The sequence below is a fragment of the Cellulomonas sp. P5_C5 genome (assembly GCF_054049655.1).
Window position 1 is genome coordinate 61,832 of record NZ_JBFULY010000005.1, and the last position, 26,818, is coordinate 88,649.

Annotated in this window: 17 protein-coding genes and 3 rRNA genes; 2 read left to right on the forward strand and 18 right to left on the reverse strand. The window is 70.5% G+C overall.

The features are described 5' to 3' along the window. The first annotated feature begins 39 nt into the window (after positions 1-39). Positions 40-1,071: an ATP-binding cassette domain-containing protein gene (locus ACXJKF_RS06395; protein WP_456786899.1), complete on the forward strand. Its 1,032-nt coding sequence runs from the start codon at positions 40-42 to the stop codon at positions 1,069-1,071. Beyond that, positions 1,071-1,883 (forward strand): ABC transporter permease, encoded by an 813-nt coding sequence (locus ACXJKF_RS06400; protein ID WP_456786900.1) that lies wholly within the window; start codon positions 1,071-1,073, stop codon positions 1,881-1,883. Before ACXJKF_RS06395 ends, ACXJKF_RS06400 begins: the two co-directional genes overlap by 1 nt. 12 nt (positions 1,884-1,895) lie before the next feature. On the opposite strand, the gene ACXJKF_RS06405 is transcribed toward ACXJKF_RS06400, so the two are convergent. From ACXJKF_RS06405 to ACXJKF_RS06490, 18 genes are all read right to left on the reverse strand, one after another. Then, the gene (locus tag ACXJKF_RS06405; RefSeq protein WP_456786901.1) at positions 1,896-2,498 is read right to left on the reverse strand and encodes an NUDIX domain-containing protein; all 603 of its coding nucleotides are present in this window, start codon (positions 2,496-2,498) and stop codon (positions 1,896-1,898) included. After that, a complete protein-coding gene (locus tag ACXJKF_RS06410; protein ID WP_456786902.1) occupies positions 2,498-4,168 on the reverse strand; it encodes a CTP synthase in 1,671 nt (556 codons plus the stop codon). Before ACXJKF_RS06410 ends, ACXJKF_RS06405 begins: the two co-directional genes overlap by 1 nt. A 71-nt stretch (positions 4,169-4,239) precedes the next feature. Further along, the gene (gene murJ / locus ACXJKF_RS06415) at positions 4,240-5,859 is read right to left on the reverse strand and encodes a murein biosynthesis integral membrane protein MurJ (protein ID WP_456786903.1); all 1,620 of its coding nucleotides are present in this window, start codon (positions 5,857-5,859) and stop codon (positions 4,240-4,242) included. 59 nt (positions 5,860-5,918) lie between these two features. Then, complete coding sequence (locus tag ACXJKF_RS06420; RefSeq protein ID WP_456786904.1) at positions 5,919-6,809, reverse strand: hypothetical protein; 891 nt, start codon at positions 6,807-6,809, stop codon at positions 5,919-5,921. Beyond that, a complete protein-coding gene (locus ACXJKF_RS06425) occupies positions 6,806-7,837 on the reverse strand; it encodes a copper transporter (RefSeq protein ID WP_456786905.1) in 1,032 nt (343 codons plus the stop codon). Before ACXJKF_RS06425 ends, ACXJKF_RS06420 begins: the two co-directional genes overlap by 4 nt. Positions 7,838-7,907: 70 nt before the next feature. After that, on the reverse strand, positions 7,908-9,086 hold the full coding sequence (steA, locus tag ACXJKF_RS06430; RefSeq protein WP_456786906.1) for a putative cytokinetic ring protein SteA: 1,179 nt from the start codon (positions 9,084-9,086) through the stop codon (positions 7,908-7,910). Between the two features lie 6 nt (positions 9,087-9,092). Beyond that, positions 9,093-10,823: a DNA repair protein RecN gene (recN, locus tag ACXJKF_RS06435; RefSeq protein ID WP_456786907.1), complete on the reverse strand. Its 1,731-nt coding sequence runs from the start codon at positions 10,821-10,823 to the stop codon at positions 9,093-9,095. After that, on the reverse strand, positions 10,820-11,716 hold the full coding sequence (locus tag ACXJKF_RS06440) for an NAD kinase (RefSeq protein WP_456786908.1): 897 nt from the start codon (positions 11,714-11,716) through the stop codon (positions 10,820-10,822). Before ACXJKF_RS06440 ends, recN begins: the two co-directional genes overlap by 4 nt. Continuing rightward, the gene (locus ACXJKF_RS06445) at positions 11,713-12,534 is read right to left on the reverse strand and encodes a TlyA family RNA methyltransferase (protein ID WP_456786909.1); all 822 of its coding nucleotides are present in this window, start codon (positions 12,532-12,534) and stop codon (positions 11,713-11,715) included. The genes ACXJKF_RS06440 and ACXJKF_RS06445 overlap by 4 nt, the downstream gene beginning before the upstream one ends. Positions 12,535-12,540: 6 nt before the next feature. After that, positions 12,541-12,702, reverse strand: coding sequence for a hypothetical protein (locus ACXJKF_RS06450; protein ID WP_456786910.1), 162 nt, complete (start codon positions 12,700-12,702; stop codon positions 12,541-12,543). Between the two features lie 148 nt (positions 12,703-12,850). Continuing rightward, positions 12,851-13,891 carry an HAD-IIA family hydrolase gene (locus ACXJKF_RS06455; protein WP_456786911.1) on the reverse strand — a complete coding sequence of 347 codons (1,041 nt, stop codon included), beginning with the start codon at positions 13,889-13,891 and terminating at the stop codon, positions 12,851-12,853. Next, on the reverse strand, positions 13,888-14,985 hold the full coding sequence (locus ACXJKF_RS06460) for a hypothetical protein (RefSeq protein ID WP_456786912.1): 1,098 nt from the start codon (positions 14,983-14,985) through the stop codon (positions 13,888-13,890). The genes ACXJKF_RS06455 and ACXJKF_RS06460 overlap by 4 nt, the downstream gene beginning before the upstream one ends. Positions 14,986-17,082: 2,097 nt before the next feature. Continuing rightward, positions 17,083-17,199, reverse strand: a 5S ribosomal RNA gene (gene rrf, locus ACXJKF_RS06465). A gap of 77 nt (positions 17,200-17,276) precedes the next feature. Continuing rightward, positions 17,277-20,392, reverse strand: a 23S ribosomal RNA gene (locus ACXJKF_RS06470). 449 nt (positions 20,393-20,841) lie between these two features. Next, positions 20,842-22,363, reverse strand: a 16S ribosomal RNA gene (locus ACXJKF_RS06475). Together the 16S, 23S and 5S rRNA genes form the textbook arrangement of a ribosomal RNA operon. 599 nt (positions 22,364-22,962) lie before the next feature. Further along, positions 22,963-23,904 (reverse strand): co-chaperone YbbN, encoded by a 942-nt coding sequence (locus ACXJKF_RS06480; protein WP_456786913.1) that lies wholly within the window; start codon positions 23,902-23,904, stop codon positions 22,963-22,965. 64 nt (positions 23,905-23,968) lie between these two features. Continuing rightward, positions 23,969-24,976, reverse strand: coding sequence for a hypothetical protein (locus ACXJKF_RS06485; protein WP_456786914.1), 1,008 nt, complete (start codon positions 24,974-24,976; stop codon positions 23,969-23,971). Beyond that, positions 24,973-26,703 carry a hypothetical protein gene (locus tag ACXJKF_RS06490; RefSeq protein WP_456786915.1) on the reverse strand — a complete coding sequence of 577 codons (1,731 nt, stop codon included), beginning with the start codon at positions 26,701-26,703 and terminating at the stop codon, positions 24,973-24,975. Before ACXJKF_RS06490 ends, ACXJKF_RS06485 begins: the two co-directional genes overlap by 4 nt. Positions 26,704-26,818 lie beyond the last annotated feature (115 nt).

Genomic DNA, 26,818 nt, shown 5'->3' on the forward strand with positions numbered 1-26,818 from the left:
TCCTGGTCGGGTGTCGGAGGTCTCTCCTAGCCTCGACCCATGGCAGACGCGATCACCGCAACGGGACTCGTCAAGCGCTACAAGACCGTCACGGCCCTCGACGGGGTCGACCTCGCCGTGCCGACCGGCTCCGTGCTGGGCCTGCTCGGGCCCAACGGCGCGGGCAAGACCACCATCGTCCGCATCCTCACCACGTTGCTGAGGCCCGACGAGGGCTCCGCGACCGTCGCAGGCGTGGACGTCCTGGCCAAGCCCCGGGACGTGCGCCGGCGCATCGGCCTGTCCGGGCAGTACGCCGCCGTCGACGAGTACCTCACCGGCTTCGAGAACCTCGACATGATCGGCCGGCTGTACCACCTGGGCGCCAAGCGCTCCCGGGAGCGGGCGCGCGAGCTGCTCGCGTCGTTCCGGCTCGAGGACGCCGCGGACCGGCCGTCCAAGACGTACTCGGGCGGCATGCGCCGCAGGCTCGACCTCGCGGGTGCCCTCGTGGCGGACCCGCCGATCATCTTCCTCGACGAGCCGACGACGGGCCTGGACCCGCGGGGGCGCACCGAGATGTGGGAGGTGATCCAAGGGCTCGTCGCCGGCGGGACCACCCTCCTGCTGACCACCCAGTACCTCGAGGAGGCCGACCTGCTGGCCGACGACATCGTGGTCATCGACCACGGCAGGATCATCGCGCAGGGCACGGCCGACCAGCTCAAGACGCAGGTGGGCGGCGAGCGGCTCGAGCTCACCGTCCGGGACCCGGAGACCCTGCTGGCCGCCCGGGACCTGCTCGAACCGCTCGGGGTCGGCAAGGCTGCGCTGGACGAGGGCCGGCGGACGCTCCTCATGCCGATCAGCGGCGGCGCGCAGGTGCTCACCGAGGCGCTGCGCGTCCTCGACGACGCGCAGATCGGCATCGACGACGTCGGGCTGCGCCGGCCCACCCTGGACGACGTGTTCCTGTCCCTGACGGGGCACCCGAGCGAGGAAGAGCCGGTCCCACCGGACGCTCCCACCGAGACGCCACCCCCTCCCGGTCGGCACGCCGCGGCCGACAGCTCCTCGACCGGAGGTGCCTGATGGCCGCGCCCACCGTCTTCTCGGACTCCTACGTCGTCGCCAAGCGCAACATCATCAAGATCAAGCGCGTCCCCGACCTGCTGGTCTTCACCACGCTGTCGCCGATCATGTTCGTCCTGCTGTTCGCGTTCGTGTTCGGCGGGGCGATCGCGGTGCCGGGTGGGACGGACCCCGCCGCGTACCGGGAGTTCCTCATGGCGGGGATCTTCGCCCAGACCGTCATCTTCGGTGCCACCATCACGGGCGCCGGCCTCGCCGAGGACATCAAGAAGGGCATCATCGACCGGTTCCGGTCGCTCCCGATGGCCCCCTCGGCGGTGCTGACGGGCCGCACGATCTCCGACGTCGCCAACAACGTCCTCGTGCTCATCGTCATGTCGCTGACCGGGCTGCTGGTCGGCTGGGCCATCCACAGCTCGCCGGCCGAGGCGGCACTCGGCTTCCTGCTCCTGCTGGTCTTCGCCTACTCGGTCTCGTGGATCATGGCGTGGCTCGGCATGCTGGTGCCCAGCGTCGAGGTGTTCAACAACGCCACGTTCATCGTGATCTTCCCGCTGACGTTCGTGGCCAACACCTTCGTCCCGCTGGAGACGCTCCCGCCGGCGTTGCAGACCTTCGCCGAGTGGAACCCGGTGTCGGCGGTGACCCAGGCGTCCCGTGAGCTGTTCGGCAACATCCCCGAGGGGGTGCCCACGCCGGACGTCTGGCCCCTGCAGAACGCCGAGCTCTACACGCTGATCTGGTCGGCGATCTTCATCGTGGTGTTCGTCCCGCTGGCCAACTACCAGTACCGCCGCTCGACGAGCCGCTGACGGCGGCCGAGGTCAGAGGGTCACAGGCTCCAGCGTCGCCCACCCGCGGGCGCGGGCGGCCGCCGCGGCCAGCACGCCGGTGACCGCGGTCGGGCTGTGCAGGCGACCGGACAGCGCGGCGTCCACGGCGTCGTCGAGCGGCACCCACACCGGCACCATGGTGGCTTCCTCGTCCGTCCGCGTGAACCGATCGCCGTGCGCGACCGGCCGCAGGTCACGCGCCAGGAAGACCCGGATCCGCTCGTCCGAGCCTCCCGGCGTCGTGTAGAAGTCGACCAGCCGCCACCAGGCGCCGGCGACGAGGTCGGCCTCCTCGGCGAGCTCCCGTGCCGCCGCCAGGACGAGCTCCTCGTCCGGCACGTCACGCAGGCCGGCGGGCGGCTCCCACAGCACGGAGCGCACCGGGTGCCGGTACTGCGAGAGCAGCAGCACGCGGTCCTCGTCGTCGAGCGCGATGACTGCGACGGCACCGGGGTGCGCCACGTACTCGCGGAGCACCTGCGTCTCGCCCAGGTCCACCACGTCGCCGACGAGGTCGAAGATCCTGCCCCCGTGGATGACCTCGTGCGACACGACAGGTCGCGGCGCAACGAGGTCAGCCAGCGGCTCCCCCATCAGGACTCGTCGCCGCGCTGGGCCAGAGCGGCCTCGATGAGCCCGGCGAACAGGGGGTGCGCCCGCGTGGGCCGCGACTTGAACTCCGGATGCGCCTGCGTGGACACGTAGTACGGGTGCACGTCGCGCGGCAGCTCGACGAACTCGACCAGCGAGGTGTCCGGCGAGACGCCGGAGATGACCAGGCCGGCCTCCTCGAGCTTGTCGCGGTACGCGTTGTTCACCTCGTAGCGGTGCCGGTGGCGCTCGGAGACCTTGGTCGCGCCGTACGCCCCGGCGACGACCGACCCGGGCGTGAGGAGCGCCTCGTAGGCGCCCAGGCGCATGGTGCCGCCGAGGTCACCCTCGCCGCCGACGATCGCCAGCTGCTCGGCCATCGTGGCGATGACCGGGTGCGCGGGGTCCGCGTCGAACTCGGACGACGACGCACCGTCGAGGCCGAGGATCGTGCGGGAGTACTCGATGACCATGCACTGCAGGCCGAGGCAGATGCCGAGCGTCGGGACCAGGTTCTCGCGGGCCCAGCGCAGCGCGCCGAGCTTGCCCTCGATGCCCCGGACACCGAACCCCCCGGGGACCAGCACGGCGTCGACGCCCTCGAGCGCGAGCCGGGCACCCTCGGGCGTCTGGCAGTCGTCGGAGGTCACCCAGCGGATGACGACCTTGGTGTCGTGGTGGAAGCCGCCGGCGCGCAGGGCCTCGGTCACCGACAGGTACGCGTCGGGCAGGTCGATGTACTTGCCGACGAGAGCGACCTCGACGCGGTGGGCAGGCTGGTGCACGCGGTGCAGCAGGTCGTCCCAGCCCTTCCAGACGACGTCCCGGAACGGGAGGCTGAGCCGCTGCACGACGTACGCGTCGAGCCCTTCCGAGTGCAGCACGCGCGGGATGTCGTAGATGCTCGGCGCGTCCTTGGCCGTGACCACTCCCTCGACGTCCACGTCGCACATGAGCGCGATCTTGCGCTTCGTGGCCTCGGGCACCTCGCGGTCGGCCCGCAGGACGATGGCGTCCGGCTGGATGCCGATGCTGCGCAGCGCGGCGACGGAGTGCTGCGTCGGCTTCGTCTTCAGCTCGCCCGACGGGCCGATGTACGGCACCAGCGAGACGTGCAGGAAGAAGACGTTGTCGCGGCCGAGGTCGTGGCGCACCTGACGGGCCGCCTCGAGGAACGGCAGCGACTCGATGTCGCCGACGGTGCCGCCGATCTCCGTGATGATGACGTCGATGTCGTCCTCCGCCTGCTGACGCATGCGGGTCTTGATCTCGTCGGTGATGTGCGGGATGACCTGCACGGTGTCCCCGAGGTACTCGCCGCGACGCTCCTTGGCGATGACCTGCGAGTAGACCTGGCCGGTGGTCACGTTGGCCGAGCCCACCAGGTTCACGTCGAGGAACCGCTCGTAGTGCCCGACGTCCAGGTCCGTCTCGGCCCCGTCCTCGGTGACGAAGACCTCGCCGTGCTGGAACGGGTTCATGGTGCCCGGGTCCACGTTCAGGTACGGGTCGAGCTTCTGCATCGTGACGCGAAGGCCACGGGAGCGAAGGAGTCGGCCGAGGCTGCTCGCCGTCAGACCCTTGCCGAGGGAGGAGGCGACACCCCCGGTGACGAAGATGTGCCGGGTCGTGGATTCCGACCGCCCGGAGAGTCGATGCGCGCGCTCTGTCACGGGATTCCAACCTACCCGACGAACGCCCGATGCCGGAGAGCCGGACGGGGTGAGTCCGGACACGTCGCCCGTCAGGACAGCGGCGCGCCGGGGTTCGCCGGATCCGTGACGGGCACGGACTCCGGGGGCCTCGGCTGGGCCTCGATGGTCCGGAAGTCCCGGAGCGTGGCGCGGTCGCCGGCCAGCACGGCGCCGGCGACGACGAACGCCGCGATCACCGCCCCACCGGCCGCCGCGCCGACCGCCGTGACCGGCCCGTGCCCCGCCAGCTCCGCGACGGCGTCCACGACCCACCGGCCGGCGAGTGCGCCGACCCCGGCACCGACGACGAGCACGACCGCTGTGCGCGCCAGGCCCGCCGTCGCGGACCGCCCCGCGGCACGGCGCAGCAGGACCACCGCGAGCAGACCGCCGAGGAGCATGCCGAGCGAGCTGGCCTGCGCGAGCGCGAGGAGGGTCCCCGGGGGGTCGTCGCCCGCGGGTGCCTGCACCGCGGCGAGCACGAGCGTCGCGACGACGACGGTGCCCCAGCCCACGACGTTGGCGGTGATCGCCGACCGGCCACGCTCGAGCGCGTACAACGCCCGCGACGCGTGGAACATCAGCGCGAACCCGAGCAGCCCGGGTGCGAGCCAGGTGATCGTGGTGGCCATCGCCTGCATGGCCGGGCCGTCGCTCGCGAACGTGAGGAAGATGTCGGTCACGGCCGGCGCGACCGCGACGAGGACTGCGGCGCCGAGCGCGGCCGCGGCGAGGACGGCGCGCAGGGTGCCGGACGCCATCCGGGCGAACGCGTCGTGCTCCCGGGCGGCAGCGCGCTGGGCGAGCCGGGGGAACGTCGACGTGGCCAGCGGGACGACGAGCACGGCGTACGGCAGGAGGTACACCTGCTGGGCGTAGAAGTAGATCGACCACGTGCCGACGCTGCCGCGAGCGGACGCGACGATCAGCGCCACCAGGACGGAGAGCTGCTGCGCGACGAGGGAGCCGACGCCGGCGAACGCCAGCACGGCCAGCCGGCGACCCACCCCTGCCGGGAACCGCAGAGTCGGCCGGATCCGCACGCCGAGCCGGTGGACCGGGACGAACATCGGGAAGCACATCGCCGCGACGCCGAGGGTGGTCCCCCAGCCCAGCACGGCGAAGGCGGATCGCGTCACGGCCGTCGGGTCGTCGAACTCCCCGTCGGCGAGCGCCGCGTAGACCAGGTAGGTCGCGATGACGACCAGCGACGACAGCACCGGGGCGAAGGCCGGCCAGAAGAACCGCTTGTGGGCCTGGAGGACCGCGTAGAGCAGGACAGCGATGCCGTACATCGGCACCTGGACGGCGAAGACGGCGACGAAGTACTGCAAGAGCTCCGTCTCGGTGGGGTCGAGCTTCGGCCACACGGAGGCGATGAGCCCGCTGCAGGCCGCGAGCGCGGCTCCGAGCGGCACCAGCACGAGCAGCGTCCAGCCGAACGTCGCCGACGTGATCGCGTCGACGTCCTTGCGCAGGGCGCGCGACACGGGCAGCGCCAGGACGGGGATGAGGGCACCCGCCAGCGCACCGCCGGCGGCGACCTCGAAGAGCACGTTGGGCAGGGTGTTCGCCGCGTTGTAGACGCCGCCGATGCTCCCCTCGCCGCCGAACGCGTACGCCTGGACCAGGTACCGCGCGAACCCGAGCACGCGGCTCAGGACCGTCACGGCCGCGATCATGACCGCGGCCCCCCCGAGGCCGGCGAGCGTGCGCCGCGCCGCGGGGCTCACGCGGACCGGCCCGCCGGCGGGTCGACGGGACGCCGCCCCCAGCTGTCGACCTCCCGCAGGCCCGGGGTGCGTTCGATCACGCGCGTGAAGCTGACCTTCTCGCTCGCCACCGTCAGGGCCACGACGACGGCGAGCGCCGCCAGCCGGACCGGACGGGGAGCGCTCAGCACGACCGCGGTGCCCAGGGTCGCGCCCAACGCGTTGGCGCCGCCGTCACCGAGCATGTCCGCCTCGGCCAGGTCCTGGTCCATCGCGGCACCCACGACGCCGAGCACCGCGGCACCTGCGCCGGCGCCAGCGCCGGGTCCGAGGCCCAGCGGGGCCGCGACGAGCGTCGCCGCCTTGAGGGCACGCCCCGGCCGCAGGTCGAGCAGGTTCAGCAGGTTGGCGCTCGAGGCGACGAGAGCGCCGGACGCGGCGACGTCGGCCAGCCAGCCGACCGTCGAACGGCGGGTGCCGTCGGGTCGGTGGACGGGTGTCGCCGCCGCGGCCGCCACCAGCGCGCCCGCGCCGATGCCCAGCACCTTGAGGCCGCCCGTGGTGAGCTCGCCGCGCGCGAGAGCACCGAGATGACCGCGCAGCCCCTTGCGTCGCGTCGACGTGTCCTCGCCGAGGTCGTCCACGAGGCCGAACGCAGCACCCGACGCGGTCGCGACGGTCAGTGCCACCGCGCCGCGGGTCGAGGGCGCCCCGACGAGGCCTCCGGCGAGCAGCCCTGCGGCGACCGCCGGCCCTTCGAGCAGGCTGATCGGCTCGCCCCGGTGGTTCGTGCGGGTCCACCGCGCCTGGCCACCCGGCGCCTGGGCGTCGAGCACGCCGCGCACGACCGCGGTGACCCCGCTCGCGACGACCCCGGACAGGATGCGCCGCGGGAGACCGACCGTCATCCCTCGGTCCCGGCGGTCGCACCCGTGCCCTCGGGCACCCGCGGCGTGCGGTCGACGGGAGCGAGCTGGACGGCCGCGGGCAGCGGCGTCTCGCCCTCGCCGAAGCCGTAGTGCCCGTTGGTGCCCGCGATCCGGCCTGCGAGGGCGAGCGGAACGTTGACCTGTCCGGTGACCACCTCGGTGCCCGAGACCGTCGTCAGGGTGGATGCCAGGTCCTGGTCGGCGAGCACGGCGTCGGTGAGACTGCCCTCTCCGCGAGGCCCGTCGGCGAGCACGGCGCCCGACGACAGCTCCTGGGCGGCGCTCAGCACGGCGAGCTGGGCGTCGACCGACTCGGCGGGCACCGCCGTCGGCGTCGCGTCCTCGGCGAGCGGCTTCAAGGGCACCCCGATGACGACGATCGCGTCGGCGGGCACGGTGACCTGGTCCGCCACCATCACCAGCGGGCTGTCGCTCTCGCTCGACGACAGGAGCTGCAGCAGCACGGAGGCGTCGTCCGAGAGCACGTCCGGGTTGCTCGGGTCGGACGTGATCAGCGCCTGCACGAGGGCGGAGGCGAGCTCCCCCTCGACGCCGGCGTCGTCGGCCGGGACCGGGTCGAGGTAGGTGAGCAGCTGACCGACGAGGGCCTGGCGGAAGGTCCGCGCGTCCGGGTCGGCCCAGGTCTCGGTCAGGGTCACGTGCGCGGTGACGCTCGCACCCGACTCCGCGAGCCGCTCGTCGATCGCGGTCCGGATCGACTCGTCGACCTCGCCGAGCGCGATGACCGCGACGCGGCGGTCGGTGAGGGAGCCGTCGAGGAGCTGGGGTCCTGCGGCATCGATGTACGTCTCGGCGTCCTGCAGGGCGCCCGCCGTCGTGTCGAGCTCGGCCCGCAGGGCGTCCTTCTCCCCACGCAGCTGCTCGACCTGACCGGTGAGCGTGTCCCCGATCGTCTCCTTGAGCGGGCCGGCGCCCAGGGCGATGCCGACGGCGAGCGCGAGGAACACCGAGATGAGCGAGACGATGTGGTACCGGAAGTCGATCACTGTGCGAGGTCTCCGTCGAGTACGTCACCGGCGGAGGCCGGGACCAGGTGCTGAGGGCGGGCGGGGGCGGTCATCCGAACAGACCGCTCACCCACGACGTGATGTCGTCGATGCGGGCGCCCAGGAGTCCGATGAGGGTCTGCCCCGCCGCGGTCGAGGCGAGCGCGACGCCGAGGGCGAGGAGCCCCGCGAGGACCAGGAGCGTGAGCTGGAGGTTCGAGATCCGGTTCCGGTACAGCCGCGACACACCCTTCGCGTCGACCAGCTTGCTGCCGACCCGCAGGCGCGTGAGGAAGGTGCTCGCCATCCCGGAGCGCCCCTTGTCCAGGAACTCCACGAGCGTCGCGTGCGTGCCGACGGCGACGATGATCTCGGCGCCCTTGTCGTCGGCGAGGAGCATGGCGACGTCCTCGCTCGTGCCCGTCGCGGGGAAGACGACGTGCTTGACGTCGAGCTGCTCCACGCGCGCGAGCCCGGGTGCGCGGCCGTCGCGGTAGGCGTGCACGACGACCTCCGCGCCGCACATCAGGGCGCGGTCGGAGACGGAGTCCATGTCGCCGACGATGAGGTCGGGCTTCCACCCGGCGTCGAGGATCGCGTCCGCTCCCCCGTCGACACCGATGAGCACCGGACGGTACTCGCGGATGTACGGGCGCAGCGTGACGAGGTCTTCCTTGTAGTGGTAGCCGCGGACGACGATGAGCACGTGCCGACCGTCGATCTCGGTCGAGATGTCGGGCACCCCGATGCCGTCGAGGAGCAGGTCCCGCTCGCGGCGCAGGTAGTCCATGGTGTTCGCCGCGAACGACTCGAGCTGCACGGAGAGGCCGGCGCGGGCCTCCTCCATCGCCGCCGCCACGCTCGCCTCGGTCTGCAGCACGCCCTCGGCGACGAGCGTCTCCCCGTCGTACACGGCGCCCTCGACGATCCGGAGCCGATGCCCTTCGGTGATGGCCATGACGTCTGCACCGAGGTCGTCGATCAGCGGGATGCCCGCCTCGATGAGGATCTCCGGGCCGAGGTTGGGATAGCGACCTGACGTCGATCGCGCCGCGTTGAGCACGACAGCCGGCTGGCACGCCACGAGTGCCTCGGCGGAGACCCGGTCGAGGTCGAGGTGGTCGATGACCGCGATGTCACCGGGTCGCAGCCGCTTGGTCAGCCCCTTGGTCCGAGGGTCGACACGTGCCGGACCGGCGACGACGCCGGCTTCGGGCAGGGCGGTGCGCTTGCGCAGGGAGGCTCTCATCGCCGCTCATCGTCCCACGGACGAGAGCTCGAGCAGTTCGGCGGCGTGCGTCCGCGCGGCGTCGGAGTCCTCCTGACCCGACAGCATGCGGGCGAGCTCGCGCACACGCTCGTCGCGCGTGACCAATCGCACGTCCGACTCGGTGACCACGTCGACCCCGTTCGCGGTCGACTTGGTGACCACGAGGTGGTGGTCGGCGAACGCCGCGACCTGCGCGAGGTGGGTCACGACGAGCACCTGACTGCCCTGCGCGAGGGCCGACAACCGCCGCCCGACCTCGATCGCCGCGCGGCCACCGACGCCCGCGTCGACCTCGTCGAACACGAACGTGCCCGGCCGCGTGGCCCCGGGAGCCGTGGCGAGCGCGACCTCGATGGCGAGCATCACGCGGGACAGCTCACCGCCGGACGCGCCCTTGCCCAGCGGTCGCGCGGGCGCACCGGCGTGCGGGACGAGCAGCATCTCGACCCGGTCGGCACCGTGCGGTCCCGGCTCGTCCGCGGGGTCGACGACGACCCTCAGCTCGGCACCGCCCATCGCCAGCCCCGAGAGCTCCTCGGAGACCACGGCGGACAGCCGCTCGGCACCGCCGCGCCGACCGTTCGTCAGCTTCTCCGCGAGCGTCCCCAGCTCCTCGTCGAGCCGGCCGCGGGCCTCGCGCAGCTCCGCGATCCGCTCGTCGCCACCGTCGAGGTCGAGCAGGCGGCGTCCCGCGGTGTCGGCCCAGGCCAGCACCTCGGTGACCGTGCTGCCGTAGCTGCGCGTGAGCGTGCCCAGCTCGGCACGACGGCGCTGCGCGGCGTCGAGGCGCAGCGGGTCCGCCTGCAGGTCCTCCAGGTAGGCGGCCAGGTCGGTGGAGACGTCCGCCAGCAGGTACCCGGCCTCGGCGATCCGCGTGGCCAGCGCGGCGAGCGCGGGATCGTGCGTGCCCTCGTGCTCGAGCAGCCGGCGTGCCTGCTCGATGGTGCCGACCGCCGCAGCACCCTCGTCCGCCCCGTCCTCGCCCACGAGCGCCGCGTGCGCACCCGCCGCGGCCGTCCGCAGGTCCTCCGCGTGCGAGAGCCGGTCGACCTCCTCGGCCAGCGTGACGTCCTCGGCAGGCTGGGGGTCGACCCGCTCCACCTCGGCCAGCCCGAGCCGCAGGAGCTCGGCCTCGCGCGTCCGGTCCCGCGCCTGGTCGACGAGCTCCGTGAGCTCCGCGTCCACACGTCCGCGTTCCGCCCAGGCGGCGCGGTAGCGCGCGAGCACGTCGCGATGCGCAGCCCCGACGAACTCGTCCAAAGCCTCGCGCTGCACCGCCGGCGACCGCAGCCGAGCCTGGTCGGCCTGGCCGTGCACGGTGACCAGCTCGTCGGCGAGCTCGGCGAGCAGGCCCTGCGGCACCGACCGCCCACCGACGTACGCGCGCGACCGTCCGGCCGTGCCGTCGGAACTGGCGCCGACGGTCCGCAGCAGGACGAGGCTGCCGTCGTCGTCCAGCTCGGCGCCGGCCTCCGCGGCACGCTCGAGCGCCGCGCCACCCGCGCCCAGCACGACGCGTCCCTCGACCGCCGCGGACGTCGACCCGACGCGCACCGTCGCCGGGTCGGCCTTGCCGCCGAGCAGCAGGTTCAGCGCCGTGAGCACCATCGTCTTGCCGGCGCCCGTCTCGCCCGTCAGGACCGTCAGGCCCGGCCCCAGCTCGACGTGCGCCCGGCCGATGACGCCGAGGTTGTCGATGCGGATCTCCTCGATCACGCGGGCACCTCCGGGGGCGTAGGTCGTGCGGACGGTCGAGGTGCGCTCGGGCGGCCGCGCCACCCGTCGACCGGCAGCCCGAACTTGTTCACCAGACGGGTGGTGAACGGCGCGGGCGTCAGCCGCGCGAGCCGTACGGGAATGTCGCTGCGCGTGACCTCCACCCGCGAGCCCGGGGGCACCTCGAGACGTCGCCGCCCGTCGAGCGTCACCAGTCCTGCAGCCGGTGACCGGTCGAGCACCTCGATCGCGAGCCTGCTGCGGGGGCCCACGACGAGCGGCCGTGCGAACAGCGCGTGCGCGGAGATCGGGACCAGGATCATGCCGTCCACGTCGGGCCACACCACCGGTCCGCCGGCGGAGAACGCGTGCGCGGTCGAGCCCGTCGCTGTCGCCGCGACGACCCCGTCGCACCCGAACGAGGACAGCGGATGGCCGTCGACCTCCAGCAGCACCTCGAGCATGCGAGACCGGTCGACCTTCTCCAGCGCCGCCTCGTTCAGCGCCCACCCGGTTCCGCTGCTCCCGTCGGGGCGGCTGACCCGCACGTCCAGGGTGCCGCGCTCCTCGATGTCGAACTCCCCCGCGGTCAGCCGACGCACGGCCTCGCCGATGTCCTCACGCTCGCTCTCGGCGAGGAACCCGACGTGCCCGAGGTTCACTCCCAGCAACGGCACGGAGGTCCCGCGCGTCAGCTCGGCCGCCCGCAGGATCGTCCCGTCGCCGCCGAGCACGATGGCGAGCTCGAACGTCGGCAGGTCCGACGCGTCGGCGTCCTCCGCGGCCAGGACAGCCTCGACGCCCGCGCGTTCCAGCTCGCGAACGGCGTCGCGGGTGGCCGAGACGGCCTCCTCGCGACCCCCATGGGTCACCACAAGAGCGCGCCGGCTCATGGGGCGACCTCTCCGTCGGCCAGCACGGCGGCCGTGATCCGATCGATGGGCACCTGCACCGGGCCGGTCCCGGCCGGTCGATCGAGCCACAGGAAGAACTCGATGTTCCCGCTCGGTCCCGGCAGCGGGCTACGGACCACGTCACGCACCGCGAGGCCGAGCTCGGCCGCCGCACGGGCGACGCCGACGACGGCGTCGACCCACAGTCCGGGAACTCGCACGACCCCGCCGGCCCCGAGCCGTTCGCGCCCGACCTCGAACTGGGGCTTGACCATCAGCAGCAGGTCGGCGTCGGGGGCCGCGACGGCAGCCAGGGCGGGGAGGACGAGGGTGAGCGAGATGAAGGAGAGATCGGCGACGACCAGGCTCGGCTCCGGCGAGACGTCCCCGTGCCGCAGCGTCCGGACGTTGACGCCCTCCCGGACCTCGACCCGCGAGTCGTCGCGCAGCGCGTCGACCAGCTGGTCGTGCCCGACGTCGACGGCCACGACCCGGGTGGCACCGCGACGCAGCAGCACGTCGGTGAAGCCCCCGGTGCTCGCGCCGGCGTCGAGGCAGGTCCGTCCGGCGACGACCGGCCCGTCCGCACCGAGCGCGTCGAGCGCACCCGCCAGCTTGTGCCCGGCACGCGAGGCGTAGCCGGGGTCGGTCTCGTCGGCCACCACCGAGACCTGCCGGTCGTCCGTGACCTGCACGGCACTGCGGGCCACGGCCGAGCCGTCGACGGTCACCCGGCCGGCCGCGATCAGCTCTCCGGCGTGACGACGCGATCGGGCCAGACCGCGACGCACCAGCTCCGTGTCGAGGCGTGTGGTCACCGCCGGTCAGCCCTCCGCGTCCGCGAGCCGGTCCTGCAGGGCGCCGTGGACCGCGTCAAAGACCGCGACGTGGTCACGCAACGGCTGGTCCTCGAGGCCAGCCAGCGCCGACAGCGCCTGGTCGACGGCGTCGTCCGACGTCGACCCGGTGATGTCCGTCTCGCTCACTGCGTCGCCTCCCGACATGGTCGTGTGTCCGCACGGTCCGCGGAACGATCACCGCACGAGCCGTTGGGCGCTGATCGCGCCACGGGACGCGCCCACGCTACCTGTCGCAGCGGACAGCATCCTGTCGCCACACACAGGGACCGCCGCGTCAGCCGTGGTCAAGCCCGGTCGCCAGCTCGGGGACCGAGGTCGGGTCGAGCTCGACGCCTGCATCGACCGCAGCCCAGGCTGCCGCGCACGCCGCCCGCACGACGTCGACCTCGTCCTCGACGTCCGACGACGACGCGCGACCCAGCTCGAGCCTGCCGTCGAGCACGCGAGCCGACGCACCGCGCACGGTCCACCAGCCCTCCGCGGCCTGCTGCGGCTCCGGGTGGGCGACGAGGAGGGACCGCAGGTCGGCGCCGATCAGGTGCGGGCGCTCCCCCGGAACGGCCAGGACGTCGTCGCGCGCCGAGCTGACGCCCGTCAGCACGTGCAGGCCGAGGTAGCCGCCCGCCCGCGCTCCGGCCAGGTCCGTGTCCAGACGGTCGCCGATGACGAGGGTCTCCCGCGCCCCGACCCGCTCCACAGCCATGTCGTACATCGTCGGCGACGGCTTGCCGGCACTGTCGGGCACCACGCCCGTCGCAGCCTGCACGGCGCCGACCAGCGACCCGTTCCCGGGCGCGAAACCGCGGGCCGTCGGCAGGCTCAAGTCGAGGTTCGACGCCACGTGCCACGCACCGCGCCCGACGGCGTACGCCGCCTCCGCCAGCTGCGGCCAGCCCACCTCCGGAGCGAAGCCCTGCGCGACCGCCGCGGGCTCGTCGTCCGCGGACTCCACGACCACGTACCCCGCGTTCCGCACGGCCGTGACCAGACCGGCACCGCCGACGACCAGCACCTTCGACCCGCGCGGCAGCCGCGTCAGCAACAGCTGCGCCGCCGCCTGCGCGGCCGTCATGACCTCCGACGGCTCCGCCGCGATCCCCAGCTCCGTGAGCTGGTCCGCCACCGACTCCGGCTCACGAGACGCGTTGTTCGTGACGAACACCAGCCGCATGCCGCGCACCCGCGCCGCCGTCAGACCTTCGGCCGCGCCGTCGATCGGCTCGTGTCCGCGGTAGGCCACCCCGTCCAGGTCGACGAGCGCGAGGTCGAACCGGTCTGCGAGCGGCGTCTGCGAGCCGACGAGACCGCCCGTCACCGACCGCCCTCCGCCTCGTCCGACCCAGTCACGTCCGGCTCGACCTGCACGCGCGCGTCGTCCCCGTCCGCGTCGTCCACCACGTCGGCGACCGCATCCGCACCGTCGGCATCGCCTGCACCGTGGCTCGCGACCGACTCGTCGACGACATCCGCATCGTCAGAGACGACCGACTCGTCGACGCCACCGACGTCATTGCTGGTGTCAGCATCGACCGACTCGACGACCGACGCGTCGGCAGCGTGATCGATCGCGACACCGCGCTCGTCGAGGTCGTCGCCGGCGAGGTCGTCGGTGACGTCGTCGGACTCCTCGTCAGAGTCGTCGTCGCCGTCATCCTCGGAGTCGCCGCTCTCGGCGTCGGACTCCTCGTCGGAGCCGGACGCCACGTCGACGCTGTCTTCCGCCTCGGGCGCCTCCTCGTCGTACTCGCCGTCGGCGTCGAACTCGCTCAGGTCGAACGAGACCACCTCGTCCTCCAGCTCGACGTCACCGGCGGCCTCGTCGAGCTGGTCCTGCGTGTAGGGCGCGAGCTCGGCGAGTGCTTCGGCGGACCGTCCGGCCGCCTCCAGGGCAGCCGCGCGTGCCTGAGCCACCCGGATCGAGACGATCCCGGTGCCCGCCCGCACAGCGGGGGTCGACAGGGCCGCCACGGCAGCCTCGGCCTGGCCGAGGTCCAGGCGTGCGCCGCTGACGACCATCGCCAGCTCGATCTTCGCCTCCGCGTCGAGCGTCTCGGCCTCCGGCTCCTGAGCCAGCGCGAGCGCACGCTCGGGCCGGCCGAGGCCGCGTTCGCAGTCGGCCATGATCGCCAGGTGCTCGGACGAGCCGTTCAGCCGCCGCACGGTGCGCAGCTCACGCAGCGCCTCGGCGTACCGACCCGTGCGGTACGCAGCCAGGCCGGCCGCCTCACGCACGACGTCGACGCGTCCGGCCCGCCGGACCGCAGCCTGGGCGTGCTCGTACGCGAGCTCGGGCGCCACGTCGAGCAGCCGACCCACCATCACCAGGTGGCGACCGACGCCGTCCGCGTTGTCCTTGCTCAGGGTGCGCAGACGCCCACGCACGGAACGGTCGAGGTCGCTGAAGACCACGTCATCCGGGATCTCGGGGGCGACGGCGCGCTCGTCCTGCGGCGGACGCGTGAGCCGACGGTCGTCGCTCTCTCGACGGTCCGAGCCCGCGCTGTGGCCCCGGCTCGAGCCGGTCCGGTCGTCTCGGCCCGATCCGCCGGACGGGGGCCGACGATCACCGGTCGCCGGGCGATCGGCCCGATTGCCGCCGGCCGGCGGGCGAGAGTAGCTGCTCCGCTCGCCACGATCTGCCGACGAGAGACGCTGCCCGCTCGACGACGGCCGGTCGCTCGAGGGTCGCCGCTCCGTCGAGCCGCGCTCACCGGCCGGACGACTCCCCTGGTTCGGCCGGTCGCCGGACGAGCGACGGTCGCCCTCACCCGGACGCCCCCCGCCGGCGCCACCACCGTACGACGGTCGCTCGCTGCCGCGGTTGCGGTCGCCACCGGGACGGTCGCCGCCGGGGCGGTCACCGTAGGACGGACGAGCGGCACCACGGTCACGGTCGCCGCCGTACGCGGGGCGATCTCCGTAGCCGGAACGCTCGCCACCGGACCGGTCACCGTACGAGGGACGGTCGCCCGACGGGCGGCCACCGCCCGACGGCCGGTTCCCGGACGACGACCTGTCGCCGCCGGACGGCCGGTCACCGTAGCCGGACCGTGCACCGCCGGAACGGTCGCCGTACGACGGCCGCTCACCAGACGAGCGACCCGACCGGTCGCGATAGGTCGGCCGCTCACCCCCGGTCGAACGGTTGCCGTACGAGGGGCGATCGCCGGCTCCGGAGCGATCTCCGCTGGACGGACGGTCACCGCCAGACGGACGGGTGCCGTAGCCGGACCGCTCACCGCCGGAACGGTCGCCGTACGACGGCCGCTCACCGCCGCGACCGCGGTCCCCACCGCTCGGGCGATCACCGTAGGAGGGTCGGTCCCCACCAGAAGGACGACTGCCATAGGACGGACGGTCGCCACCCGGCGCCGAGCGGTCGCCGCCACGGCCACGATCGCCGCCACCGGACCGGTCGCCGTACGACGGACGCTCGCCGCCGCCACGGTTGCCGTAGGACGAACGCCCACCACCGCCCGAACGGTCGCCGCCGGGGCGACCGCCGGAAGAGGGACGATCTCCACCAGGGCGGCTTCCATACGACGGGCGATCGGTGCGCCCACGCTCACCGGAGCCCGAACGGTCACCGTACGAGGACCGGTCACCGGCGGGCCGACTGCCGTACGAGGGGCGGTCACCCGAAGGCCGACTGCCGTACGAGGGACGGTCGCCGGTGGGACGGTTGCCGTAGGACGAACGAGGGGCACCAGACCGATCGCCGTACGACGGACGCTCAGCGCCGCGACCCTGGTCCCGTCCACCACTGCGGTCGCCGTACGACGGACGGTCGCCCGACCTGCCGGCGCCGTAGCTGCCACGATCCCCGGAGGACGGACGCGCGCCATCGCGACGACCGTCGCCAGAACCACTGCGGTCACCGTAGGCCGGTCGTTCGCTGCGCCCGTCACCCGGCCGGTCTCCGCCGGACCGGTTGCCGTAGGACGGGCGGTCGCCGCCCGACGCAGACCGCTCCCCACCGCGCGAGTCACCAGCGCGTCCGGCAGACGACGGACGGAAGCCACGGTCGTCACCGGGCGGACGACCACCGGACGAGGGCCGGTATCCCCGGTCGCCGCCGGAGCTGTACGAGGAACCCGACGCGCGGCCACCACCCTGCGACGAACCGGACGACCGCGGACGACCGCTGCCCCCGGACGATCCGCCTCGGGGGGCTCCGCCACCGCCGTGCGAGCCTCGTGCTGAGCTGTTGCTGCCGTCGGGTCGACCACGGTCCGCCCCACCCGACCGGCCACGGCCGTCAGGTGTGCTCCCGGCACGATTCTCGCTGTTCATCTGTGTGCTCTCCTCGTCGCGATCGACCGCCCCATCGTCTCATCCCCGGCCCCGGGCGCCGGACGGCGACCAAACGGCCGCACCGACGACGCGGAACGGGGACGACACTGCGGTGATTCCTGGTGATCAATACGCCCGACGTTGCGCGCACAAAACGTGTTTTGGGGGAAACAGAAAGAGCCACCCCCGTAGGGGTGGCTCTTCCTGAATGATGTCCGGCGGCGTCCTACTCTCCCACACCCTGGCGAGTGCAGTACCATCGGCGCTGAAGGGCTTAGCTTCCGGGTTCGGAATGGGACCGGGCGTTTCCCCTTCGCTATGACCGCCGTAACGCTATCGAGTTGTCAAACGGGTTCCCGTTCGTTACTCGGGAACCGCACAGTGGACGCGTACACGCATTGAATGGTGTGGTGAAGTTGTCGGCTTATTAGTACCGGTCAGCTGCGAGGGTCTTTAGTCCCCTCTTCCACATCCGGCCTATCTACCCAGTGGTCTAGCTGGGAGCCTCTCACCCCTCAAGGGGGCATGGAAACCTCATCTTGAAGCAGGCTTCCCGCTTAGATGCTTTCAGCGGTTATCCCTTCCGAACGTAGCTAACCAGCCGTGCTCCTGGCGGAACAACTGGCACACCAGAGGTTCGTCCGTCCCGGTCCTCTCGTACTAGGGACAGCCCTTCTCAAGTTTCCTGCGCGCGCAGCGGATAGGGACCGAACTGTCTCACGACGTTCTAAACCCAGCTCGCGTACCGCTTTAATGGGCGAACAGCCCAACCCTTGGGACCTACTCCAGCCCCAGGATGCGACGAGCCGACATCGAGGTGCCAAACCATGCCGTCGATATGGACTCTTGGGCAAGATCAGCCTGTTATCCCCGGGGTACCTTTTATCCGTTGAGCGACGGCGCTTCCACAAGCCACCGCCGGATCACTAGTTCCGACTTTCGTCCCTGCTCGACCTGTCAGTCTCACAGTCAAGCTCCCTTGTGCACTTGCACTCGCCACCTGATTGCCAACCAGGCTGAGGGAACCTTTGAGCGCCTCCGTTACATTTTAGGAGGCAACCGCCCCAGTTAAACTACCCATCAGGCACTGTCCCTGATCCGGATCACGGACCGAGGTTAGATATCCAGAGCGACCAGAGTGGTATTTCAACGTTGACTCCACCGACACTGGCGTGCCGGCTTCACAGTCTCCCACCTATCCTACACAAGCCGCACCGAACACCAATACCAAACTATAGTAAAGGTCCCGGGGTCTTTCCGTCCTGCTGCGCGTAACGAGCATCTTTACTCGTAGTGCAATTTCGCCGAGTTCGCGGTTGAGACAGCGGAGAAGTCGTTACGCCATTCGTGCAGGTCGGAACTTACCCGACAAGGAATTTCGCTACCTTAGGATGGTTATAGTTACCACCGCCGTTTACTGGGGCTTAAATTCTGAGCTTCGCCTTGCGGCTGACCCGTCCTCTTAACCTTCCAGCACCGGGCAGGCGTCAGTCCGTATACATCGTCTTGCGACTTCGCACGGACCTGTGTTTTTAGTAAACAGTCGCTTCTCCCTGGTCTCTGCGGCCCTTCACGCTCCCCGAGCAAGTCGGTTCACGCTTCAGGCCCCCCTTCTCCCGAAGTTACGGGGGCATTTTGCCGAGTTCCTTAACCACGATTCTCTCGATCGCCTTGGTATTCTCTACCTGATCACCTGAGTCGGTTTGGGGTACGGGCGGCTAGAACCTCGCGTCGAGGCTTTTCTTGGCAGCATAGGATCACCAGATTCCCGCATTCGCGGTCACCGTCAGCTCTCAGGCTATATGAGGTGCGGATTTGCCTACACCTCGCCCTACGACCTTGGACGTGGACTACCATCGCCACGCTTGGCTACCTTCCTGCGTCACCCCTGTTAATACGCTTACCTACTACCGGTTCGGGTCACGCGCTCCACGCCACGGTGTCCCCGAAGGGACGGTGCGACGTCTTGGGCGTTTAGCATCACCGGGCTCGGTATGGGCGGTTCTTCGCCGGTACGGGAATATCAACCCGTTGTCCATCGACTACGCCTGTCGGCCTCGCCTTAGGTCCCGACTTACCCAGGGCGGATTAGCCTGGCCCTGGAACCCTTGATCATTCGGCGGACGGGTTTCTCACCCGTCATTCGCTACTCATGCCTGCATTCTCACTCGTGTGGCGTCCACCGCTGGGTTCCCCCGCGACTTCACTCGCCACACGACGCTCCCCTACCCATCCACACGCCTGAACACACCCGAAGGTGCGCTGAGCTGATATGTGAATGCCACAGCTTCGGCGGTATACTTGAGCCCCGCTACATTGTCGGCGCGGAATCACTTGACCAGTGAGCTATTACGCACTCTTTCAAGGGTGGCTGCTTCTAAGCCAACCTCCTGGTTGTCTGTGCAACTCCACATCCTTTCCCACTTAGCATACGCTTAGGGGCCTTAGCTGGTGGTCTGGGCTGTTTCCCTCTCGACTACGGAGCTTATCCCCCGCAGTCTCACTGCCACGCTCTGGCTTACCGGCATTCGGAGTTTGGCTAACGTCAGTAACCTGGTGGGGCCCATCGGCTATCCAGTAGCTCTACCTCCGGCAAGAAACACGTGACGCTGCACCTAAATGCATTTCGGGGAGAACCAGCTATCACGGAGTTTGATTGGCCTTTCACCCCTAACCACAGGTCATCCCCCAGGTTTTCAACCCTGGTGGGTTCGGTCCTCCACGCGGTCTTACCCGCGCTTCAACCTGCCCATGGCTAGATCACTCCGCTTCGGGTCTAGAGCACGCGACTGAATCGCCCTATTCGGACTCGCTTTCGCTACGGCTTCCCCACACGGGTTAACCTCGCCACGTACCACTAACTCGCAGGCTCATTCTTCAAAAGGCACGCTGTCACCCCTGCTAGGGAGGCTCCAACGGATTGTAGGCACACGGTTTCAGGTACTATTTCACTCCCCTCCCGGGGTACTTTTCACCTTTCCCTCACGGTACTTGTCCGCTATCGGTCACTAGGTAGTATTTAGGCTTACACAGTGGTCTGTGCAGATTCACTCCAGGTTTCTCGGGCCCGGAGCTACTTGGGATCCCCTTCGGGAGGCCACGCCATTTCGTCTACGGGGGTCACACCCTCTGTGCCGGGCCTTTCAATGCCCTTCGACTATGACGCGACTTTCTGACTCCCTGCTGATTCGGCAGAACCAGCTGAAAGGTCCCACAACCCCGTGCACGCAACGCCTGCCGGCTTGAACACGTACACGGTTTGGCCTGATCCGCTTTCGCTCGCCACTACTCACGGAATATCTCTTCCTGGCGGTACTGAGATGTTTCACTTCCCGCCGTTCCCTCCACACACCCTATATATTCAGGTGCGGGTCACACGACATGACTCGTGCGGGGTTTCCCCATTCGGACATCCTCGGATCACGGTTCGTTTGCCAACTCCCCGAGGCTTATCGCAGGCTACAACGTCCTTCTTCGGCTCCTAGTGCCAAGGCATCCACCCTGTGCCCTTATAAACTTGACCACAAAAATCATTCAAAAAAGATGCTCGCGTCCACTGTGCAGTTCTCAAGCTACGACCGGAACAAGCACCCTCACCCCAGCGCCTACCCACACCCCAGCGCTTGCGCACCAGTGCGTGGGTGGTTCGTCTGAGCGGTACCAGCCCGCAGCCACCCGCACCCACCCCACACCCTCAGGTGCGACATGCGTGCGTAGCGACCCTGATGAAGCAACCTTTCGGCTGTTCCCTCAGGACCCAACAGCGTGCCCAGCCGACCCCTCCCCAGCAACGATCCGTTCCCACCCAGAAACCCGAAGGCCCTGGCGTACTAAGTCGCCACCAGCTCGAAAGCCGGCCACAGTCGATGTTCCACCCTCGAGCACCGTCCCCCACTCGTTCGGCAGGGACAACGGGCCTGGACACCCTCCACCACCCATGACAGGTGCGTGTGGCTGCCAGATGCTCCTTAGAAAGGAGGTGATCCAGCCGCACCTTCCGGTACGGCTACCTTGTTACGACTTAGTCCCAATCGCCAGTCCCACCTTCGACAGCTCCCTCTCTTACGAGTTGGGCCACTGGCTTCGGGTGTTACCGACTTTCGTGACTTGACGGGCGGTGTGTACAAGGCCCGGGAACGTATTCACCGCAGCGTTGCTGATCTGCGATTACTAGCGACTCCGACTTCATGGGGTCGAGTTGCAGACCCCAATCCGAACTGAGACCGGCTTTTTGGGATTCGCTCCACCTCGCGGTATCGCAGCCCTTTGTACCGGCCATTGTAGCATGCGTGAAGCCCAAGACATAAGGGGCATGATGATTTGACGTCATCCCCACCTTCCTCCGAGTTGACCCCGGCAGTCTCCCATGAGTCCCCGGCATAACCCGCTGGCAACATGGGACGAGGGTTGCGCTCGTTGCGGGACTTAACCCAACATCTCACGACACGAGCTGACGACAACCATGCACCACCTGTACACCGACCTTGCGGGGCAACCATCTCTGGAAGTTTCCGGTGTATGTCAAGCCTTGGTAAGGTTCTTCGCGTTGCATCGAATTAATCCGCATGCTCCGCCGCTTGTGCGGGCCCCCGTCAATTTCTTTGAGTTTTAGCCTTGCGGCCGTACTCCCCAGGCGGGGCACTTAATGCGTTTGCTGCGGCACGGAACTCGTGGAATGAGCCCCACACCTAGTGCCCAACGTTTACGGCATGGACTACCAGGGTATCTAATCCTGTTCGCTCCCCATGCTTTCGCTCCTCAGCGTCAGTTGCGGCCCAGTGACCTGCCTTCGCCATCGGTGTTCCTCCTGATATCTGCGCATTCCACCGCTACACCAGGAATTCCAGTCACCCCTACCGCACTCTAGTCTGCCCGTACCCACTGCAAGCCCAAGGTTGAGCCTTAGGTTTTCACAGCAGACGCGACAAACCGCCTACGAGCTCTTTACGCCCAATAATTCCGGACAACGCTTGCGCCCTACGTATTACCGCGGCTGCTGGCACGTAGTTAGCCGGCGCTTCTTCTGCAGGTACCGTCACTTTCGCTTCTTCCCTGCTGAAAGAGGTTTACAACCCGAAGGCCGTCATCCCTCACGCGGCGTCGCTGCATCAGGCTTGCGCCCATTGTGCAATATTCCCCACTGCTGCCTCCCGTAGGAGTCTGGGCCGTATCTCAGTCCCAGTGTGGCCGGTCGCCCTCTCAGGCCGGCTACCCGTCGTCGCCTTGGTAGGCCACTACCCCACCAACAAGCTGATAGGCCGCGAGCCCATCCCAGACCGATAAATCTTTCCAGACACCACACATGCGTGTGTGTCTCGTATCCGGTATTAGCCATCGTTTCCCATGGTTATTCCAGAGTCTGGGGTAGGTTGCTCACGTGTTACTCACCCGTTCGCCACTGATCAGACCAGCAAGCTGGCCATCACCGTTCGACTTGCATGTGTTAAGCACGCCGCCAGCGTTCGTCCTGAGCCAGAATCAAACTCTCCGTAAATGTCTACATGGCACCCCACCACCCAAAGGCAGCGAAGCAACCGACACACGAAATGGTCCCGATAAGGACCGTTCAGATTCGGCTGAATTTTGGCCCCGCCACCCCACGGAGGTGGAGACAACGGAACCTATCTCAACCAAGACCCACCACCCTCCAACACCCCCACCCAAACGGGCGCAAGCATCATCAGATAGCGAGCCATATGGCATCGACTATTTGGCACACTGTTGAGTTCTCAAGGAACAGACGCGCATCCCTCCAGGCCTTTCAACCTGTCCGGAGGCAACCGTTCTAACTTAGCGGAGCAGCCCTTCCCCGTCAAACCTCCTGGTCAGAGGAGATTCAGCTGGGCAGGAACCTGAGTTCCGCGTCCGGACACTCCAGGAGACCGACGATCTGGCCGCCGGTCGAAGAGTCCGAGGATGTCGCTCCGGGGGACCAGCCACTGCGGTTCGATCCGCGGTGTCCGTTCCTCCCTGCCGGGCGACATCGAGAAGATTACGCAGGCCTGGGCCGGAAGGGCAAATCCGCGCCCGGTGACGCGGGTCACGTCCCGTTCAGGGCTGCGACCTGCGCAGATGCGGGGCTGCCCGTACCGGTCAGTACAGCGCGCTCGCCATGGCACGCCGCGCGGCGATCACGCGGGGGTCCTCGCCGCCGATGACCTCGAAGAGGTCGACGAGGCGGACGCGCACCCGCTCGCGATCCGGGCCGAACGTCGTGCGCAGGACGTCGACCAGCCGGCCGAACGCGTCCTCCACCTTGCCGCCGAGGATGTCGAGGTCCGCGACCGCGAGCTGCGCGTCGACGTCGGCAGGGTCCTGGGCGGCTGCCGTGCGTGCCGCCTGCAGGTCGAGGTCACGCGTCCGGTCGAGCAGACCGACCTGTGCCAGGCCCGCGCGCGCGAAGGCGTCGCGGGGGTTCTCCTTGAGCGCCTGCTCGTACGCGGCGGTCGCCGCCGCCAGGTCGTCGCGCTCGATCGCGTCGTACGCCGCCTGGTGCAGGGGCGGCAGCTCCGGCTCGGGTTCGGGCTCGGCCGGGGCATCGGCATCCGCGTTCGGCGCGGCGCGGCCGGTGATCCCGTTCGCCTCGGCGGCCGCGAGCACCTGGTCCAGGACGGCGCGCACCTGGTCGCGCGGGTACGACCCCTGGAACAGCGGCAGCGGCTGGCCGGCGAGCACCGCGACCACGGTCGGCACGCTCTGGGCCTGGAACGCCTGGGCGATCTGCGGGTTCGCCTCAGCGTCGATGCGGGCCAGGAGCCACCGGCCGGCGTCCTCGTCGGCGAGCGACGCGAGGTCGGCGGCCACCGTCGCGCTGGCCTCGCTGCGTGGCGACCACAGCACGACGACCACCGGGTGCTGGGTCGAGCTCTGCACCAGGTCGGGGAACGTCGTCTGGTCGACGTCCACCACGTACGCGCCCGGCGAGGGCAGCCCGCCCGGGCTCCCCGGAGGGGGCGTGGCGGGACGGTTCAGGGTGGACAGGTCGACCGCACCTCGCACGTCGAGGCGGGGACGGGGTCCGGTGGGCTGCGACATGCGGCGTTCTTCCTTCGTGGCCTGTGTCAGGGTCGGCGGGTCGGGAGAGCAGTCGGACGGTCGGTCACTCGGCGGTCGCCGACGTGACGGCGTGCTCCGCCGCGAGCAGCTGGACGAGAGCGCCGCTGCCGGCAGGGGGCACGTACATGACGAGCACGTCGGTGAACGCGCGGACGAAGTTGCTGCCAGCGCTCTGCTTGCCGGTCAGCGCGGCGTAGAACGGGTCGGAGATCGGGATCGTCCCGCCCGCCACCGTCAGCGTCACCGTGGAGACCGTGATGAGCTGGCCGACCACGATCGCGCCACCGTCGACCGTCTGGAGCGTGACCACCGGTGCCGCGTCGGGCGTGTAGGTCTCGGTCGCCGACCCCGCCGCCTGGACCCCGGCCACGGTCGCCGCGCGCGCCGCCTCGATGCTGGTCCGGAACGTGTCCGCCTGGAACGTCGCCGCGTACGGAGAGGCCGTGCCGTTCGCCAGGACGTCCGCGTACTGCTGCAGCGCCTCAGCCGGGGTCACCAGGAGCCCGGTCGCGTCCGGGGCCAGCACGGGGCTGCCGGTCTCCGGCGCTGCCGTCGGCGGCATCTGCACGCCCGCACCCATCCGCCCCCAGCCCCACAACCGGTACTGCTCGCGCGGGGCGTTCTGCTGCATCACGAGGATGCGGGGCGCCTGGAGGTCGTCGGGCTGCTTGGTGACGACCAGCTGCGTGCGCGGCCAGACGTCGGTCTGCGGCACGATCAGCGCCTGCTCGTCCGTGGGGAGCGCGGTCGGCGGCTTCGCGCCGGCGGTCGCCGTCGCGCGGATGTATTCCGCGCTCCGCACCGCGAGCGCGGGACCTTCCACCCGCGGCGGCAGCTGGGCCGGGTCGAGAGCCGCGTCGGCGGAGGCGAGGACGGCTCCGACGTCGGTCAGCACGTCCTGGGACTGGACCACCGTCGTGGCCGCCGGCGCGACGGCCGGCACCGGCTCGGGCTCGGCCTGCGGGAGCGGCGTGGCGCAGGCGGTCAGCACGAGCACGAGCGCGCTGCCGGCGCCGACGAGGAGCCTGCGGGAGCGTGGCGTGCGCGTCATCGCTGCTCTCCTCTCGTGTCCGTGTCCGTGTGGTTCCCGTCGGTGGCGCCCTCGGTCGGCGGCAACCCCCAGGCGCGGCGCCAGGCGTCCGCCCGAGAGCCCGCCGTCGCCGGGTCGTCCGCCGACGGCGGCTCCTGCGCCGTCGGCCGCACCCACGTGGGCCGGCCAGCGTGCACCGACGAGTCAGGTCCGGCGGACGAGCCGGGGCGCACCCGGGTGCCGGGAGGCGGCGGGACCGCCGACCAGCCGGCGGGACCGCTGCGCTCCGGTCCCGTCACGGGCGACGGCGCAGCAACGGGTGCAGCGGTAGGAGGCGGACCTGCGGTCCCCCGGACCCACGACGGCCGGCCGTGCGGCGCTGCCGACACGGGGTCCGTCGGGCGGCCGGGCCCTGCGGGTGCACCACTCGGCCCGCCGGGCGCGCTGGGCTGCCCGCCGGGGGCGTTGCTCGGCCCACCGGGCGCACTGCTCGGCCCACCGGGGGCACTGCTCGCTCCGCCAGGTGCGCCGAAGTGCCGACCGGCAGTGCCTCCGTACCCTCCCGGCGCGCTGCCCGGGCGGGCGGGACCGGCGGGCACGCCGCTCGGTCCGCCGGGCGCCGGCGGGGGGGTGCCCGGTGTGCGGCTGGAGGTGGAGGTGCCCGGTGCGTAGGCGCCCGACGTGGACGTGGGCGGAGGTGTCCAGCCCGGCGCGGCGGGGCTCGCCTGCGTCACCGGGATCGCCCCCGTGGACGGGCGCAGCGCACGGCGGCTCGTCCCGGCGCCCACCGCGGTGGTCGCGGACGCGGCCGTCGGCACCGGCGCGCGGGACGGCTCCGCGGGTGCGGGGGCGGGGGCCGGCGCGGACGACGCGGGTGCGGCTGTGTGTGCGGGCTCGGAGACCAGCGGGACAGGGCCCGACCGCGGCCTGGGCGCGTGCCCCTGCGCGGCCTCGCGCATCTGGCGCCGGGTCAGGACGGGGATGGTGTCGACGTTGCCGCCGACGACGACCACCGGGGTCGCACCGGTGCTCACCGGGTGCCAGCGCGGCTCGTCGAGTCCCGCGCGGCGACGACGCATGTCGCGCAGCAGCAGCCAGGTCGAGAGGAGCACCAGCAACGTCCCGACGGCGACGCACGGCCACAGCCAGGGCGTCGTCACGACGCGCGGCCACTCCATCGCCAAGGTCGGGGCGGACTCCCCCGTGCTGACGGCGAGCAGGCTCCATCGGCCCTCCTGCGCGGGCCAGACCAGCTCGGCCGAGCCCGTCCCCGTCACCTCGGCCACCCAGAGGTCCGACCCGGTCGGGTCGGCGACGGTCACGGGTGCGTCGGTGGCTTCCTCGGTGGGGGCGGGGGTCGCGGCGTCCGCCGGGGCGGGCTCCGTCGGGACCGCGTCCGTGGGCGCCGCCGTCGGCTCCGGTGCGGCGACGTCGTCGACCGCGAGCGAGTGCCAGCCCGTCAGGCCGGTGACCTGGCCGTGCGCGTCGCTGCCGACCCACCCCGCCACGTCCGTGTCCCGACCGACCGCGAGGACGACGTTGCCACCGTCCGGCACGCTCACCTTGACGGTCACGGGGTCGCCGCCGAGCTCCAGGACGCCGGGATCGGTCACCAGGGTGTGCGAGCCGCCGGACGTCGTCGCGACGAGGACGTCGTCAGCTCGCCAGACCGTCGCGGACGCGATGCCGAGACCGATGACGACCAGTCCGACGACGCCGACGGCGGCGGTGGTCAGTCGCTTGAGCACGCAGAATCCTCCAGGGGCGGGGGACCCCAGGATAGGCAGAGGGGCTCCGCACGGCCGAACCGGGAGCGAATGGACGGATCCGCCCGAGCGTGCATACCTGGGGACGCGCAGGTCC